The 16,397-nt window shown below is 69.5% G+C and carries 16 protein-coding genes; 1 reads left to right on the top strand and 15 read right to left on the bottom strand.

Features of this window, described 5'->3' with window-relative positions:
- Position 1 precedes the first annotated feature (1 nt).
- Genes GL325_RS14205 through GL325_RS14190 form a run of 4 tightly spaced genes read right to left on the bottom strand, consistent with a single transcriptional unit; the run spans position 2 to position 3,034 of the window.
- Complete coding sequence (locus GL325_RS14205) at positions 2-694, bottom strand: TetR/AcrR family transcriptional regulator (RefSeq protein WP_223111310.1); 693 nt, start codon at positions 692-694, stop codon at positions 2-4.
- Positions 678-977: a putative quinol monooxygenase gene (locus GL325_RS14200; protein ID WP_154595805.1), complete on the bottom strand. Its 300-nt coding sequence runs from the start codon at positions 975-977 to the stop codon at positions 678-680. The genes GL325_RS14205 and GL325_RS14200 overlap by 17 nt, the downstream gene beginning before the upstream one ends.
- Positions 978-998: 21 nt before the next feature.
- The gene (locus GL325_RS14195; RefSeq protein WP_187769936.1) at positions 999-1,835 is read right to left on the bottom strand and encodes an enoyl-CoA hydratase-related protein; all 837 of its coding nucleotides are present in this window, start codon (positions 1,833-1,835) and stop codon (positions 999-1,001) included.
- Entirely contained in the window at positions 1,835-3,034 is a 1,200-nt protein-coding gene (locus GL325_RS14190; protein ID WP_154595807.1) for an acetyl-CoA C-acyltransferase, read from the bottom strand. Before GL325_RS14190 ends, GL325_RS14195 begins: the two co-directional genes overlap by 1 nt.
- A 151-nt stretch (positions 3,035-3,185) precedes the next feature.
- Here GL325_RS14190 and GL325_RS14185 point away from each other — a divergent pair, with 151 nt between their 5' ends.
- Positions 3,186-4,643: an MFS transporter gene (locus GL325_RS14185; protein WP_187769935.1), complete on the top strand. Its 1,458-nt coding sequence runs from the start codon at positions 3,186-3,188 to the stop codon at positions 4,641-4,643.
- A 63-nt stretch (positions 4,644-4,706) separates the two neighbouring features.
- On the opposite strand, the gene GL325_RS14180 is transcribed toward GL325_RS14185, so the two are convergent.
- The 11 genes from GL325_RS14180 to GL325_RS14130 all read right to left on the bottom strand — a co-directional run bounded on the left by GL325_RS14180 (position 4,707) and on the right by GL325_RS14130 (position 16,354).
- Positions 4,707-5,384 carry a TetR/AcrR family transcriptional regulator gene (locus GL325_RS14180; protein WP_154595809.1) on the bottom strand — a complete coding sequence of 226 codons (678 nt, stop codon included), beginning with the start codon at positions 5,382-5,384 and terminating at the stop codon, positions 4,707-4,709.
- 37 nt (positions 5,385-5,421) lie between these two features.
- On the bottom strand, positions 5,422-5,901 hold the full coding sequence (locus GL325_RS14175; protein ID WP_154595810.1) for a MaoC family dehydratase: 480 nt from the start codon (positions 5,899-5,901) through the stop codon (positions 5,422-5,424).
- A 42-nt stretch (positions 5,902-5,943) separates the two neighbouring features.
- Positions 5,944-6,711, bottom strand: a complete 768-nt coding sequence (locus GL325_RS14170; protein WP_154595811.1) for a crotonase/enoyl-CoA hydratase family protein — start codon at positions 6,709-6,711, stop codon at positions 5,944-5,946.
- Between the two features lie 74 nt (positions 6,712-6,785).
- Positions 6,786-8,360: an ABC transporter substrate-binding protein gene (locus GL325_RS14165; protein WP_187769934.1), complete on the bottom strand. Its 1,575-nt coding sequence runs from the start codon at positions 8,358-8,360 to the stop codon at positions 6,786-6,788.
- Positions 8,361-8,529: 169 nt separating this feature from the next.
- Complete coding sequence (locus tag GL325_RS14160; RefSeq protein ID WP_154595813.1) at positions 8,530-10,125, bottom strand: ABC transporter substrate-binding protein; 1,596 nt, start codon at positions 10,123-10,125, stop codon at positions 8,530-8,532.
- A gap of 57 nt (positions 10,126-10,182) precedes the next feature.
- Complete coding sequence (locus tag GL325_RS14155) at positions 10,183-11,205, bottom strand: phosphotransferase family protein (protein ID WP_187769933.1); 1,023 nt, start codon at positions 11,203-11,205, stop codon at positions 10,183-10,185.
- Positions 11,202-12,728, bottom strand: a complete 1,527-nt coding sequence (locus GL325_RS14150; protein WP_187769932.1) for a class I adenylate-forming enzyme family protein — start codon at positions 12,726-12,728, stop codon at positions 11,202-11,204. Before GL325_RS14150 ends, GL325_RS14155 begins: the two co-directional genes overlap by 4 nt.
- 45 nt (positions 12,729-12,773) lie before the next feature.
- The gene (locus GL325_RS14145) at positions 12,774-13,574 is read right to left on the bottom strand and encodes an ABC transporter ATP-binding protein (RefSeq protein WP_154595815.1); all 801 of its coding nucleotides are present in this window, start codon (positions 13,572-13,574) and stop codon (positions 12,774-12,776) included.
- Positions 13,567-14,448: an ABC transporter ATP-binding protein gene (locus tag GL325_RS14140; RefSeq protein WP_154595816.1), complete on the bottom strand. Its 882-nt coding sequence runs from the start codon at positions 14,446-14,448 to the stop codon at positions 13,567-13,569. The genes GL325_RS14145 and GL325_RS14140 overlap by 8 nt, the downstream gene beginning before the upstream one ends.
- Positions 14,445-15,416: an ABC transporter permease gene (locus GL325_RS14135; protein WP_187769931.1), complete on the bottom strand. Its 972-nt coding sequence runs from the start codon at positions 15,414-15,416 to the stop codon at positions 14,445-14,447. Before GL325_RS14135 ends, GL325_RS14140 begins: the two co-directional genes overlap by 4 nt.
- Positions 15,413-16,354: an ABC transporter permease gene (locus GL325_RS14130; protein ID WP_187769930.1), complete on the bottom strand. Its 942-nt coding sequence runs from the start codon at positions 16,352-16,354 to the stop codon at positions 15,413-15,415. Before GL325_RS14130 ends, GL325_RS14135 begins: the two co-directional genes overlap by 4 nt.
- Positions 16,355-16,397: the final 43 nt, after the last annotated feature.

Raw genomic sequence — 16,397 nt, 5'->3', positions numbered from 1 at the left:
ATCACGGATCGATGGCCGACCCGGGCGGATTCATCCCGAGCGCGTTGAACCACAGCTTGGTGGAGGTCTCGACCATCGCGTCGACGTCCCACTCCTCCCCCAGCGCGAAGGAGTAGTACGCCAGGCGGCTCACCATGCTGGCGAGGGCACGGGACGTCATGAGCGGCTCCAGGGTCGGGTCGGCCATCCCGGACTCCTGCATCGACTCGATCCAGCGCGCGACCCGGTCGGTGAACACCTTCGAGCGCTCAAGGCGCAGGACGCGGAAGTCCGGGTTGATCGTGGCGACCTGCTCGAGCAGGACCATGAGCTTCGCGTTGCGCCGGTACGCCTCGAAGTAGGCGCGGTTCGACGCCTCCAGGACCGCAGCGATGTTCTGCGGATCCTCCTCCACCCGCGGCAGGCCCGGGTGGAGCATGTCGTCCTGGGCGACCTGCAGGACGGCGGTGAAGACCTCGTCCTTGCCGTCGAAGTACGTGTAGAACGTCCCGATCGACGTGCGGGCCTCCCGGGCGATGTCCGTCAGGCGCGAGTTGATGAACCCGTCGCGCTCGAACACCCGCCGCGCCGCCGCGACCAGGGACTCGCGGGTCCGCTGGCCGCGCGCGGTCACGGGCAGCGCCCGGACCTGTCGCTCGTCGACCAGCGAACCCGCCTCATGCCCCTCGGGCAGCCCGCTAGCGGGACTGCTCACCGACCGGCTTCAGCACGGAGAGGACCGGCGGGCCGGCGATGAGGTCCTGGAGAACCTCACCGAAGGCGACGAACTCGGCGGACTGGCCGTGGCGGCGCAGGGCGTCACCGTCGACGTACTCCTCCAGCAGCACGTAGTCCACCTCGGACCGGCTGACCCGCTGCAGGTCCCAGCGCGTGCAGCCGGGGTCGGCGAGCATGCCCGGGCGGGCGGCGGCGACGGCCGCCTCGAAGTCGGCCGTGCGGTCCTCGCGGACCGTGACAGCCGCGGTCACGTTGATCATGCGGTTCCTCTCGATCGGTGGTCAGCGCCGGCCGAAGGTCGGCGTGCGCTTCTCCACGAAGGCGCGGACCGCGCCGATGTGGTCCTCGGTCAGGCCGGTCGCCTTGTGCAGGGGCACCTCGGCGTCCATGCTCTCCTCGAGGCTCACGCGGGGCGCGCGGTCGAGGTTGTCCAGCATGTACTCATAGGCCAGCGCCGGTCCGTTCGCGAGCTGCTCGGCCAGAGCGCGCACCCGGGCGTCGAACTCGTCCTCGGGCACGACCTCGTTGAGCAGGCCGAGCGAGCGGGCCTCCTCGGCGCGGACCCTCGGGTTCAGCAGCATGAGCTCACGCGCCTTCACCGGCCCCACGATGTCGTTGAGCAGCCACGCCACGCCGAAGTCGCCCGACAGCCCGACCGCGCCGAACGCCGTCGCGAAGACGGCCCGCTCGCTGCCGATCCGGAAGTCGGCCGCGAGGGCCAGGCCCAGGCCGGCGCCGGCCGCAGCGCCCGGGATCGCCGCGATCACGGGCTTGCGGCTGCGGTAGATCTTGGCGACCGTCGCGCGCTGAGCCTGCCGCTGGGCCTCGACGGCCGCGGCGTCCACCTCGGTGCTGCCGCCGCCCTCGCCACCCTTGGCGTCGAAGTCCTGCACGTCGCCGCCGGAGCAGAACGCCTTGCCGGCGCCCGTGATGACGATGACGCCGACCTCCGGCGACTCCTGCATCGCGTCGAGCAGGGACTCCAGTCCCGCGACCATCGCATCGGACAGCGCGTTGCGGCGATCGGGACGGTTCAGCGTGATGGTGCCGATGCCGTCACCGACCTGGCCGTAGACGTCGTCCTCGGTGCTGGTGCCGCCGATGAGCTGCGCGGACATCACGCGACCTCGAAGAGGCCCGCGGCGCCCATGCCGCCACCGATGCACATCGAGATGACGACGTACCGGACGCCGCGGCGCTTGCCCTCGATGAGCGAGTGGCCCACGAGGCGCGCGCCGGTCATGCCGTACGGGTGGCCGACCGAGATCGCCCCGCCGTTGACGTTGTAGCGCTCCGGATCGATCTCCAGGGCCTCGCGGCAGTACAGCGCCTGCGACGCGAAGGCCTCGTTCAGCTCCCACAGGCCGATGTCGTCGACCGTGAGCCCGTGGTTCTTGAGCAGCTTCGGGATCGCGAAGACCGGCCCGATGCCCATCTCGTCGGGATCGCAGCCCGCGACGGCCATGCCGCGGTAGACGCCGAGCACCTGGGCACCGCGCTGTTCGGCGACCTTGGCCTCCATCAGCACCGAGGCGGACGCGCCGTCGGAGAGCTGCGAGGCGTTGCCGGCGGTCACGCTCGACACCTGGGTCACCTGGCCGTCGGGCAGCACCGCGGACAGGCCGGCGAGCGACTCGCGGGTCGTCGACGGGCGGTTGCCCTCGTCCTTCGCCAGCGTCACGCGCTGCTCGCTGATCTGCTTGGTCTCGCGGTCCTGGACCAGCTGGACCGACTCGAACGGCACGATCTCGGCATCGAACCGGCCGGCCGCCTGGGCGGCGGCCGTGCGCTGCTGCGACAGCAGCGCGAACTCGTCCTGGGCGTCGCGGCTCACGCCGTAGCGCTCGGCCACGATCTCGGCGGTCTGCAGCATCGGCATGTACAGGTCGGGACGGTGCTCCTCGAGCCACGGATCGTTGGCCCGGTGCCCGTTCATGTGCTCGTTCTGCACCAGCGAGATCGACTCCACGCCGCCACCGATCGTGATGTCCATGCCGTCGTGGACGATCTGCTTGGCCGCGGTCGCGATCGCCATGAGGCCCGAGGCGCACTGGCGGTCGACCGACATGCCGGCGACGGAGGTCGGCAGGCCGGCGCGCAGGGCGCCCTGACGCGCGATGTTGAAACCGGAGCTGCCCTGCTGCATCGCCGCGCCCAGGACGACGTCCTCGACTTCGGAGCCGTCGATGCCGGCCCGCTTCACGGCCTCGGCGATGGCGTGACCGGCGAGTTGCTGGGCCTGGGTGTTGTTGAACGCCCCGCGATAGGCCTTGCCGATCGGGGTGCGGGCGGTCGAGACGACCACAGCCTCTCTCATGGACGTGTCCTCTGCTCGAGATCAATGGGAAATAGTGCTCGCGCCCGGGGCGCGATGGAGCTAACATGAATCTTACTTCAGTTTCAACTTTGGCTGGGGTCCGCCCGATTGTCAACCGCGCCTCGTGCGCAGGAAGCGAGCCGGGACGCCGATGTCACCGAACACCACGCGTCGCCGGGCCGACCGCCCGACGCGGACGTCCGGCGCGACCTTGGTCTGCGTCCTGGCCCTGCTGTCCACCGTGACCGCGCTGCTGCAGACGATGGCGGTCCCCGTGCTGGGCAAGATGAGCCGCGACCTCGAGGTCTCGACGGCCGCGATCGGCTGGGTCGTCACCATCAACCTGCTGGCCGCGGCGGTCCTGACCCCCGTCCTGAGCAAGTCCGGCGACCTCCACGGCCGCCGCCGCCTCGTGCTCGTGGTCGTCGTCGCGGTCGCCGCCGGATCGCTGCTGGCCGCCGCGACCTCCTCCTACTGGCTGCTGCTGGTCGCCCGCGCCGTGCAGGGGGCCTCGTTCTGTCTCTTCCCGCTGTCCGTGGGAATCCTGCGCGACCACCTCGCGCCCCAGCGGCTGCCGCTGGGCTTGTCGTTCCTGACCGGTGCGATCAGTGTCGGCGCCGGAGCCGGACTCGTCCTGACCGGCATCCTCACCCACGGCGACCGCGACTACCGCAACATCTTCTGGTTCACGCTGACCGTGGCACTGGTGCTGCTGGTCCTGGCCCTCGTGGTCATTCCCCGCGATCGCCCCCACCGCACCGGCCGCGTCGACTGGACCGGCGGGTTCCTGCTGGGCGTCGCCCTGATCCTGCTGCTGCTGGCCATGACCCAGGGCAACGACTGGGGCTGGGCGAGCGTCACGACCGTCGGCTGCCTCGTCGGCGCGGTCGTGACCTTCGCCGTCTGGCTCACGGTCGAGAACCGGGTGCGTGAGCCGCTGGTGCCGATCGCGATGCTGCGCGACCGGACCCTGGCATCGGCCAATGCGATCGGCTTCTTCATCGGCTTCGGGATGTTCCTGATCTTCCTGGCGATCACGGCGCTCGTCCAGGTTCCCGAGAGTCACGGACACGGCTTCTCGGCCTCGGTGCTCGAGACGAGCCTGGTCTACCTGCTCCCGGCCGCGAGCATCGGCATCATCGCCTCCCCGCTGGGCGGCATGTGGGTCAGCCGGTTCGGCGGTCGCGCGACACTGCTCGTCTCCTCGGTCGTGGGCCTGCTCGGCTACCTGCAGCTCCTGGCGTTCCACGACCGGGCCTGGCAGGTCATCATGGGCGGCGTCATCACGAATGCGGCCTTCAGCATGGGCTTCGCCGCCGTGCCCGCCGTCGTCACCGCCGTCGTCCGCCCTCACGAGACCGCACTGGCCAATGCGATGGCCTCGATCACCCGGTCGGCCGGCAGCGCCCTCGGCAGCGCACTGGTGGTCGCCCTGATCGCCGGTCACCTGATGCCCGACGACCACCCGCACGAGTCGGTGTTCGTCATCGTCTTCTCGATCGGAGCGGCGACCATGGCGCTCAGCATTCTCATCACCGCCGTGGGCATCCCCCGCCGGCAGGACGTGGCCGCGCAGACGACCGGCCGCGACCCGCGACCCACCCGCTGACCCGGACCCGCGAACGACGAAGCCCCCGACCGTCCGCGGTCGAGGGCTTCGTCGTCGGGTCGATCAGGTCGCGGGACGAGTGATCTTCAGGGCGTTCGCCCACAGCTCGGTCAGCGAGTCGACCATCTGGTCGATCGTCCAGTCCTCGCCCAGCACGAACCGCGAGTACGCGGCGCGCGCCACCATGCCGGACAGGAACGAGGCCGCCATCATCGGATCGATGTCGGCCCCGGCCACGCCGTCCTGCTGCATCTGGCGGATGCTCTTGGCATTGCGACGGACGAACGACTCGCCGCGCTTGCGGCGCAGCTCGCGGAACCCCTCGTCGATGCTGGCGACCTGCTCCAGCAGCCGCATGAAGCTCGCGAACCGCTGGTACGACTCCAGGTAGGCGCGGTTCGCCTGCCGGATCATCTCCACCGGGTCGTCCCCGCTGGTGACGGCACGGACGTCGGGGTGGAGCATCTCCTTCTCGACCTCGCCCAGCACGGCGGAGAAGATCTCCTCCTTGCTGTCGAAGTACGTGTAGAAGGATCCGGCCGAGATGCCCGCCTCGGAGGTGATGTCCACCAGCCGCGCATCGAGGAACCCGTCGCGCTCGAAGACGACGCGTGCGGCGTCGACGAGCTTGGCGCGGGTACGCAGGCCACGCGGGGTGGTGGGCAGGTCGCGGGACGTCGCTTCCCCGGAGAACCCGGCCGAGCGACGGTGACGCGCCGCACTCTCTGGCGTGCTACTCATGGGTTACATGCTACGGGAATTTGACGTCAAGTTCGGGTCATCCGGCCTCGACGAGGCGCCCCAGCGATTCAGCGACCGCGACCGGCTTGTCGAAGCCCTCGCGCTCGAACACCTGACGGGCACGCACCTGGACGCCGCCGGGCACGTGGTCGACGGCGATGACCTCGGTGGTCATGCGCACGCGCGAGCCGATCGGCAGCGGTGCCGGGAAGCGCACCTTCTCGTACCCGTAGTTCAGGCTGTGCGTGAAGGCCTCGAACGAGATCAGCGAGTACGAGAACGCCGGCCCGAGCGACAGGCTGTACAGCCCGTGCGCGATCGTCGTGCCCAGCGGGCTCTGGGCGGCCCGCTCGGGATCGACATGGATCCACTGGTGGTCGCCGGTCACGTCGGCGAAGGCGTCGACGCTCTCCTGCGTCACGTCGTGCCATTGCGTGGGGCCGATCGTCCGTCCGATGAGCGCTTCGAGCTCGGCGACGTTCTGGGGGCGGACGGGGAGCTGGGTCGTGTCGGTCATGTCTGTCCTTCGTTGCAGGGTGTGGTGGGAAATCGGTAGGGGTCAGCGTCCGCGCCAGACGGGCGCCCGGCGCTCGGCGAACGCGGTAGCCCCCTCGCGGGCGTCCTCGGACGTGCTCACGCGCTCCATGACGGGCTGCTGGTGCTTCCAGCCGTCGGCCATTCCCCAGTCGGCGGCGTTCTCCAGGACGTACTTCGAGCCCTCGAGAGCCAGCGGGGCGTTGTCGACCAGCTGGGCGGCCAGCGCGAGGGCCTCGTCGAGCGCGTGGCCCGGCTCGGCGACGCGGTTCACCAGGCCGACCTGGTGGAGCCGCTCGACCGGGAGGTGGTCTCCGGTCAGGGCGATCTCGGCGGCCACGTGGTACGGGATGCGCTGCGCGAGCCGCAGCAGGCCGCCGCCGGCCGCGATGAGCGACCGCTTGACCTCGGGCAGGCCCAGCTTCGCGTCGGAGGCGGCGACGATCAGGTCGCACGCCAGGGCCATCTCCAGGCCGCCGGCGACGGCGAACCCCTCGATCGCGGCGATCAGCGGGGTCTTCGGTCCACGCTCGGCGAAGCCGCCGAAGCCGCGGTCCTCGAACGTGGGGAAGTCGCCCTCGAGGAACGCCTTCAGGTCCATGCCGGCACTGAAGCCACGGCCCTCGCCGCGGATGATGCCCACGGCCAGCGCGGGGTCGGCGTCCAGGTCGTCCAGGATCGCGGCCATCTCGCGGGCGACCTGACCGTTCACGGCGTTGCGGGCGTCGGGCCGGTTCAGGGTGATGAGCAGGGCTCGACCGTCCAGGACCTTCTCGGCGAGTACGACTGACATGGTGCTCCTTGCGCTTCGTGCTGCGGATGGGAAAGGGAGTGGGCACCCCGGTTGCGCCGGGGTGCCCACCGGTCTCACTCGACCGCGCGGATGGTCCGCAGGTCGACGATGCGATAGCTCGCGTCGAACGTCAGGTTCTTCGTGAAGTAGTTCGTGACGGGCCACATGAGCGGGACGAGGTCGGTGTCCTTGAGCAGCGCGGCCTCGGCACCGGCCCAGTACTCGCACCGCTTCTCGCCGGTCGCCGCCGGGGCCAGCTTCGTGAGCCGGTCGAACTCCTCGTTCGTGATGCGGCCGAAGTTGTAGGAACCGCCCTCACCCAGGTTCGAGCTCATCTTGGTCACGAGGGGGTAGGCGTGCGGCGCGGGCGACTGGAAGGGGAAGACGATGATGTCCCAGTCCCCCTCGTCGCCGTAGACGATGCCGCCGGCCTGCGCCTGCGTGCCGTTGGTGACCTCCACCTTGATCCCGATCTTGCGCAGCGCGTCCGCGACATAGTCCGGGCCGGAGTTCTGCAGGTCGTAGCCGAGCAGACGCAGCGTGAGCTCCTTGCCGCCAGGGCCGTAACCCGCGGCCTTCAAGTCGGCCTTGGCCTGGTCCGGGTTGTACTTGACCCCCAGCTCACCGTTCTTCTCGTCGTAGCAGTCCATGTTCGGGGTGATGATCGTGTGCATCGGCTCGCCGAGGTCGTACGACGCCGCCTTCGTGTAGTCACCGGCGTCGATCGCCTGGGCCACCACGCGCCGCAGGGCCTCGTCGGCCATCGGCTCACCGTCACGCTGGTTGAACGTGAGCGAGTCCGCCTGGAACGTCTTGCCCTGGATCGGCTTGGTCTTGGCCTCCAGCCGCTGGGAGTCCCGGCCCGTGATCGCGGCGATGTCCGTCTCGCCGGTCTCGAAGAGGTTGGCCCGCGTGGAGTCCGACGTGACGACCCGGATCGAGATCTTCTCCGGGACGTCGCCGGGCTCGACCGTCGGCGAACCCCAGGCCTCGAGCTCGTAGGCGTCGCCGCGCTTGAGCGTGGTGATCTTGTAGGGGCCCGAGCCCTGCGGGGCCGACGCGAGCGCGTCGAGGTCCTTCAGGCCCTTCGGGCACACGATGAAGGCCTGCGTCAGTCCGTCGAGCAGGTCGGAGTGAGGGTCGTTGACCTCGATCGACAGGGTGTCCGCCTCGTCGTCCGCGGCGATCTCCTTGATCCCCCCTGCCCCGAAGAGCCGGCCGGTGAAGATCGATCCCGTCTTCGGGTCGGCGAGGCGCTTGAGCGAGTTCGCGACGTCGGTGGGCAGCAGGTCGGTGCCGTCGGAGCACTTCAGGTCCGGCTTCAGGTTGAAGTCGATCCGCGTGGCCGTGACCTTCCAGTCGGTGGCCATCGAGGGCCCGTACTCGTTGGTGGTCAGGTTGCGCCGGACGAGCGTGTCGTAGACCGCTTCGTACATCTGCATGGCGCCCTGATCGGCGGCCGTGAGCATCGGGTCGAAGGTGTCGACGTCGTTGCGCAGGTCCATGGTCACCTGCTTCGGGGCCTCCCCGGCGACGTTGTCGCCACCCTCGGCGGAGCCGCCACATGCGGCCAGGACGGAGGTCGACAGCACCATCAGGCCGAGGGCGCCCACACCTCGGCGCAGGGATCGATTTCGGGGAGCAGTCATGATCAACCTTTCGGACGTGAGCCTGAAGACGACTTCAGTTTCTTCTGACCTGAGTGTGACCCAAGTCACGAGAGATATCAATACTGAATTCAGTTTCATTTCAGATCATGAGAAGGCCGGTCCGCCGGGGCACGAGGCCCGGGCGAACCGGCCTGATCTCGTCGAGGACTCAGCCCTTGACGCGGATGGTGCGCAGATCGGTCGTGCGGTAGCCCGTCTCGAAGGTCAGGTCCTTCGAGAAGTAGTTCGCGATCGGCCACATCATCGGCACCACGTCGGTGCGCTCGAGCAGGGCCGCCTCGGCCTTGCTCCAGTTCTCGCACCGCTCGTCCCCGGTGGAGGCGGGTGCCAGCTTCGCGTAGCGGTCGAACTCCTCGTTGTGGACCCGGCCGAAGTTGTACGACCCGCCCTCACCGAGGTTCGAGCTCATCTTCGTGACCGCCGGATACAGGTGCGGCGCGGGGGCGTTCATCGGGAAGACCATGACGTCCCACTCCCCCGCGTCGCCGTAGACGACACCGGCCGCCTGGGCCAGCGTGCCGTTCGTGATGTCGACCTTGATGCCCAGCTCGCGCAGGGCGTCGGCGACGTACTCCGGGCCGGAGTTCTGCAGGTCGTAGCCCAGCAGGCGCACCGACAGCTCCTTGCCACCGGGGCCGTAGCCCGCAGCCGACAGGTCCGCCTTCGCCTGGTCCTTGTCGAACTTCAGGCCGATCTCGCCGTTGCTCTCGACGTAGCAGTCCATGTTGGGCGTGGCGAGCGTGTCGATCGCCTCGCCGACGTCGAAGGACGCCGCCTTCGTGTAGCTCGTGGCGTCGACGGCCTGGGCCACGACGCGACGGAGTCGCTCATCGGCGAACGGGGCGCCGGGACGCTGGTTGAACACGATCGAGTCGGCCTGGAACGCCTTGCCCTGGATCGGCTCGATGCTCGCCTCGAGGCGCTTGGAGTCGCGCCCGATGACGCTGACGATGTCCGCGTCACCGGTGTCGACGAGGTTGGCGCGGGTCGAGTCGGACGTGACCACGCGGTACGTCAGTTGGTCCGGCACGCTCTCGGGATCCTCGAGGGCGGGCGAACCCCAGGCCTCGAGCTCGTAGGTGTCGCCGCGCTTCATCGACGCGAGCTTGTAGGGGCCCGATCCCTGGGGCGTCGTCGCCAGCGCCTCGGTGTCGGCCAGGCCCTTCGGGCAGACGATGAACGCTGCGGCCATGCTGTCGATCAGGTCGGTGTGCGGCTCGTTGACCTCGACCGAGACGGTGTTCGCCTCGTCGTCGGCCACGATCTGCTTCACGCCGCCCGCGCCGAAGAACCGGCCGGTGTAGATCGAGCCGGTCTTCGGATCGGCGAGCCGCTCCAGCGACTTCTGGATGTCCGTGGGCAGCAGGTCGGTGCCGTCGCTGCACTTCAGCCCGTCCTTGAGCGCGAAGTCGATCTTCGTCGGGGTGATCTCCCAGGAGGTGGCCATCGCCGGCTCGTAGTCGCCGGTCTTCCAGTTGCGACGCACGAGCGTGTCGTACAGCGCCTCGTACATCTGGACGGCGCCGTTCTCGGCGGCCGTCAACATCGGGTCGAAGGTGTCCACGTCATTGCGCAGCACCATCGTGACCTGCTCGGGCGTCTCGCCCGACGCTCCGCTGCCGGAGCTGTCCCCGCCGCCACAGGCGGCCAGGACGGATGCGGCCAGGGCCGCGACGGCGGCCGTGGCCAGGCCACGGCGCCGGGTGGAGCGGCGCGTCGCGCCGACTCGCTCGTTGAACTTCATGTCAACCTCTCACGTACTCAATTTCGAACATCAACAGGTGGGGGGCGCCCGTGATCCTCAGAGTCCGACGGCGCGTGCCTCGAGATCGGCACGGGCCAGCAGGGCGTCGATCAGGTCACTGGAGATCTGGCCGGTGACGGCGGTGTTCCGCGGGTCGTCGATCGACCGGCGCAACACGCCCTCGGCGATGATCGCGATCTTCCACAGGCCCAGGACGTACCAGAAGCCGATGGCCGACACGTCGCGTCCCGTGCTCTTGGCGTACTGGGCCACGAGCTCGTCGCGCGACGGGAATCCCGGCAGCGTCGGACCCTGGAAGCCGGTGAGGATCTCGTCGTCGGCCTGGGGCCAGTACGCCAGCAGTCCGCCGAGATCGGCCAGCGGATCACCCAGGGTCGACAGCTCCCAGTCCAGGACCGCCGTGACGCGACCCGCACGGGGGTCGGTGATCACGTTCATCAGGTGGAAGTCGCCGTGCACCAGCGAGACCTCGCGCTGCTCGGGCACCTGGGCGGTGAGCCGTTGCGCGAGATCGGCGACGATCGGCAGGTCCCGCGTGCGGGACTGCTCCCACTGGCGGTGCCAGCGGCGCAGCTGGCGCTCGGCGTAGGGCGCGTGGCTGGCCAGGTCGGCCAGTCCGGCTGCGGCGAGATCGACCGCGTGGACCGATCCCAGCGTCGAGGCCAGCGACAGCCCGATGGCGCGCCGGGAGTCCTGGGGCACCGTCTCGATGGCCTCGATGCTGTCCAGCACCCGACCGTCGACGAAGTCCATGAGCATGATCGGCGCGTCCGTCACCGCCGGGTCCTTCGTGAACCCGTGGATCGCCGGCACCGGGACCCCGGTGCCCTGCAGCCCGGACATGATCCGGTGCTCGCGCTCGACGTCATGGGCCGATGCCAGCAGCTTGCCCAGCGGAGGACGGCGCAGGATCCACCGGTGCCCGACGGCATCGGTGACCAAGAAGGTGAGGTTCGACTGCCCCGCGCCGACCCGTTGGAACTCGATCGGGCCCTCGGCCCCGATCCCCAGGGAGGCGATCCAGCGAGCGACGGGCTCCGTCGCGATCAGCTGCGTCACGACGCGCTCCTGCCGCTGGAGACACGCGTCCCCTCCGCCAGGACCGCACCGCGGTCGAGCTGGCGCTTGAGGATCTTGCCCGTCGAGCCCTTCGGCAGCTCCTCGACCTGCTGGTAGACCCGCGGCACCTTGTAGGGGGCCACCCGCTCCTCCAACCACTCGCGCAGACGTGCGGCGTCCACTTCACGCCCGGGGTGCGGGGCGAAGACGACGGCGATCTCTTCGCCCAACCGGTCGTCGGGGACACCGATGACGGCGACCTCGCGCAGGTCCGGATGCGTGTAGAGCACCTCTTCGATCTCGCGCGGGTACACGTTGTAGCCGCCGCGGATCACGAGGTCCTTCTTGCGGTCGACGATCCACACGTCGCCGTCCTCGTCCTGCTTGCCGATGTCGCCGGTCAGGAACCACTCGCCGCGCATGACCTCCGCCGTGGCTTCGGGACGGCGCCAGTAGCCCTTCATGATGACCGGGCCCGCGACGGCGACCTCGCCGTGGACGCCGGGCTCGACCTGACGGCCGTCCGGGTCCATGATGCAGGCCTTCAACCGCGGCAGTGCGGGGCCGACGGAGCCCTCCTTGCGCCGGACGCTGAGCTTGGCGGACGTGGCCGCGCCGGTCGTCTCGCTGAGGCCGTAGCCGTCCAGGACGCGGCAGCCGAAGCGCTCGCGGAACGCGTCGGCGACGGCGAGCGGCAGCGCCGCACCACCGGACAGGGCGTGCGTCAGGCCCGCCAGGTCCTCGCGCGAGACGTCCACGTCGGCGTGCAGCATGGCGTTCCACATCGTCGGGACACCGGCCAGGACCGTCAGTCGGTGCGCCGCGGCCATCTGCAGGAGGCCGGGACCGCTGAAGGGACGCAGCAGCGACAGGCTCGCGCCGACAGCGAAGGTGCTGGCCATGACGCAGACCTGGCCGAACACGTGGAACAGCGGCAGCGCCGTGCCCACCCGGTCCGAGCTGTCGCTCTCCAGGGCGCCGGCGATGATCTCGGCGCAGGCCACGATGTTGCCGTGGGTCAGCTCGGCGCCCTTGGGCTTGCCGGTGGTCCCCGACGTGTAGAGCAGCACCGACGTGTCGTCCTCGGCCATGGGCCGGGGCAGCTGCAGATCGGGCGAGACGTCGATCTCGACGTCCCCCGCCTCGAGCACCCACAGGTCGATCCCCGTCGCCTCGGCGGCCCGGCGCGCGACGTCCTGCGTCTCGTGCCAGGCGATCGCCAGCGCGCACTCGGCGTCTGTGAGGAAGTACTCGAGCTCGGCCGCGGTCGACGTCGAGTTGACCGTCACGCCGATGGCGCCGATCGCCGCGACGGCATGGTGCACGACGACGAACTCCTGCGACGTCGGCGCCACGAGCAGCACGCGGTCTCCCGCCGAGATGCCGGCCCGGTCCAACCGCGCCGCCCAGGTGGCGATGAGGTCGCGCAGCCGCCCGTACGTCCACGACTCGTCAGCGACCCGCACGGCGATCGCGTCGGGGGTGTTCTCGGCGTGACTCCACAGTCGGTCAACGGTGTTCATGCATGAGCTCCTTGTGCTCCGCCTCGGAGCGTTCGATGGGTTCGGTCAGCTGACGGCGAGGTCGTGGCGCGAGCGCCAGCGACTGCCGCCCAGCGTGGGGACGGCGGCGAGCAGGGCCTTGGTGTACTCCTGCTGCGGGGACTCGAAGACCTGGTCGGCCGTGCCGGCCTCGACCATCTCGCCGTGGCGCATGACGTACACGTGGTCGGCCAGGTAGCGAATGACCGACAGGTCGTGCGAGATGTAGAGCATCGAGACGTCGAGCTCGCGCTGCAGCTGACGCAGCAGGTTGAGGATGCGCGCCTGGACCGAGACGTCCAGCGACGCGGTGACCTCGTCGAGGATCATGAGCGACGGCTCGAGGGCGAGCGCCCGGGCGATCGACACGCGCTGCAGCTGCCCGCCGGACAGCTGGTGCGGGTAGCGGCGGACGGCCGCCTTCGGCACGCCCACCTTGTCGAGCAGGTCCAGCGCCGCGTCGGCGCACTCGCGTGACGTGATGCGCTTGCCCGTGGCGACGCTGACCGCCTCCTGCACGGCCATCGCGATCTCCATGCGGGGGTTGAGCGACGCGTGCGGGTCCTGGAACACCAGCTGGGCACGGCCGCGCAGGTGGCGCAGCGCCCGGCCCTTGGGATTCGTGACGTCCTCGCCGTCGAGCAGGATCTTGCCGTGCGTCACCGGCGTCAGGCCGATGGCGGCGCGGGCGATCGAGGACTTCCCCGAGCCGGACTCACCCACGAGGCCCACGGTCGAGCCGGTCGGCACGGTGAGGTCGATGCCCTTGACGGCCGTGAACGGCGGCGGTCCGGGGTACGTCACCTCGACGTTCTGGATCTCAAGCATGGTTCATCTCCCGTTCGACGTCGAACTGCCCGTCCTCGATGGTCACGAGATCCTCGCTGCGGTCCGTGTTGAGATCGGGGACCGCGCGGATCAGGCCCTGTGTGTAGGGGTGATCGGGGCCCGAGAGCAGCTTCGCCGTGGTGAGGTCCTCGACGATCTCGCCGCGGAACATCACGATGATCCGGTCGCACACCTCGGACAGCAGCGAGATGTTGTGCGAGATCAGCAGCACGGCGCTGCCCTTGCGGTCGTTCAGGTCGCACAGCAACTGCATGACCTGCGCCTGCACCGTCACGTCCAGTGCCGTGGTGGGCTCGTCGGCCAGGATCAGACTCGGCTCGCCCATGAGGCCCATCGCGATCATCGTGCGCTGGCGCATGCCGCCGGACAGCTCGTGCGGGTACTGCTTGAGTCGCTTGGCCGGCTCGGTGATGTGCACGTCCTCGAGGCTTCGGATCGCCAGGGCCCGCGCCTCCTTCTTGGACAGGCCCCGGTGCTCGCGCACCGTCTCGATCATCTGGGCGCCGATCTTGCGCGCCGGGTTGAGCGAGGACATGGGGTCCTGGAACACCATCGCGAGGTTGGTGCCCAGCACGGTCCGCAGCTCGCGGTCCGACCCGTTCAGCAGGTCGTGACCGTCGAAGTCGACCCGGTCGGCGGTCATCGTCAGGCCCTGGGGCAGCAGCCGCGACACCGCGAGCGACGTCAGGGTCTTGCCGCTGCCGGACTCGCCGACGATGCCGACGATCTCGCCGCGGTCGAGGTGGAACGAGACGTCCCGCACCAGCGGCGGCGCCTCGTCGCCGTTCTCGATGCTGATCGAGAGGTTGCGCACGTCCAGCAGGCGGTCGTCGTTCACGGGAGCGTCGTTCATGGGCGTCCCTTCCTGAGTTCGGTCTCCATGGCGGGGTCGATCGTGATCTCGGGCGTCTCGGCCAGCGCCTTGGCGCGGTTGCGACGGAACCGCGAGCGGAACAGGCTCGGCCGCTCACTCCACAGCACCGGGTTGACGGCGCGGGCGAGGGCGTCACCGAAGAGGTTGACCGCCAGGCCGGTGATGAGGATCAACGACGCCGGCACGAGGGCGGCGTACGGGTTGAGGTAGAAGTTCTTGACCCCGTCGGTGAGCATCTGGCCCCAGTCGAACTGCGGGGACTGGATACCCAGGCCCAGGAAGCTCAGCGAGGACATCGCCATGATCCCCTCGGCGACGGTCGTGAACGTCACGATGACGAGGCTGTCGGCCACGTTGCGGCCGACGTACCGGCGTCCGATGCCCGACTTGTTGACGCCGACGACCCGGGCTGCGGACATGTAGTCGCGCACCATCACCGAGTCGACGAGGCTGTACGTGAAGCGGGCGAAGTGCGGCGTGAACGCCACACCGATCGCGAGCACGGCGCCCTTCGCGCCGACGCCCACGATGGCCACCACGACGACGGCCAGCAGGATGTCGCCGAAGCCCATCATCGTGTCGATGACGGTGGCACCGACCTTGCGGACGCGCGGACTGCCGGCGGCGATGAGGCCGCCGATCAGGCCACCGACGATCATCGCGAAGAAGACCGCGGCGGAGGCGTAGAGGATGGACAGCCGGGTCGCGGCCAGGGTGCGGGTGAAGATGTCGCGACCCAGGGCGTCGGTGCCCCAGCGGTGGTCCGCGGACGGCCCTTCGCTCGAGCGCGCCATGTTGCTGACGACGGCCTGGTCGCCGAACCCGTTCGGGCCCATGATGACCAGCACGGTCAGGCCCAGCAGGATCAGGCCCGAGATGATGCCGGTCGGGCTGGACAGGAACGCGCGGACCATCTGGCGCGTGGTGCCGTGGCGGTTCGTGCTCATCGGCCGGCCTCCATGGTGCGGGGATCGACGATCCCGAGGATGACGTCGACCAGGGCGTTGACCAGGACCACGGAGAGCCCGAGGAGCAGGACGATGCCCTGGACGACCGGGTAGTCGCCGACCAGGACGCTGTGGACCAGCGTCGTGCCGAGCCCGAGGCGGGCGAAGACCTGTTCGACGATGACCGCGCCGCCGATCAGGCTGGCGAAGGTGACGCCGCCCATGGCGAGCATGGTCGTGATCGAGTTGGGGAAGACGTGGGAGAGGTAGAGCTTGCGCGTCGGCAGTCGCTTGCTGCGTGCCGTGCGGACGTACGGGGACTCGAGGACCTCCAGGGTCCGCACCCGCACGAGGCGGGCGATCGACGCGGCCGGACGGACCGCGATGGCCACGGCCGGCAGGATCGCGGCCTCGATCGATCCTGATCCCGCGACCGGCAGCAGCTGCCACGTCACGGCGAACAGGAAGGCCAGGAAGGTCGCGATGAGGTACTGCGGGATCGAGGCCATCGCGCCGGTCGATCCACTGAAGATGATCTCGAACCAGCGGTGACCGTTGCGGGTCAGGACCGCGCCGATGATGCCCAGGGGCAGGCCCACGAGCAGGATCAGCGCCATGCCGATCACCGCGAGCTGCGCGGTGGGTCCGATCTTCTGCGCGATCTCCGACGTCACCGGCTGGTTGGTGGCGAAGGACGTGCCCATGTCGCCACGGAACAGGCCACCGACGTAGTCGAGGAACTGGCGGTACATCGGCTGGTCGAGACCGAGCCGCTCGCGGGCGACCTCGACCGCCTGCTCGTCCGCGTCCATGCCGGCCACGAGGCGCGCGGGATCACCCGGGGCCAGATGCATCATGAGGAACGTGAGGGTGGTGATCGCCACCAGCACGAAGGCGAGCCGGACGAGCCGGGACACCAGGAACTGACGCCACTTCATGTCACTTCGTCTCCATCAGCATTGATCGTTCTTTTCCTGGGAT

The organism is Aeromicrobium sp. 636, from assembly GCF_024433585.1.
Lineage (GTDB): Bacteria > Actinomycetota > Actinomycetes > Propionibacteriales > Nocardioidaceae > Aeromicrobium > Aeromicrobium senzhongii.
Note: the sequence above shows the minus strand (reverse complement) of the source record. Positions and strands in the feature narration are given on the sequence as shown.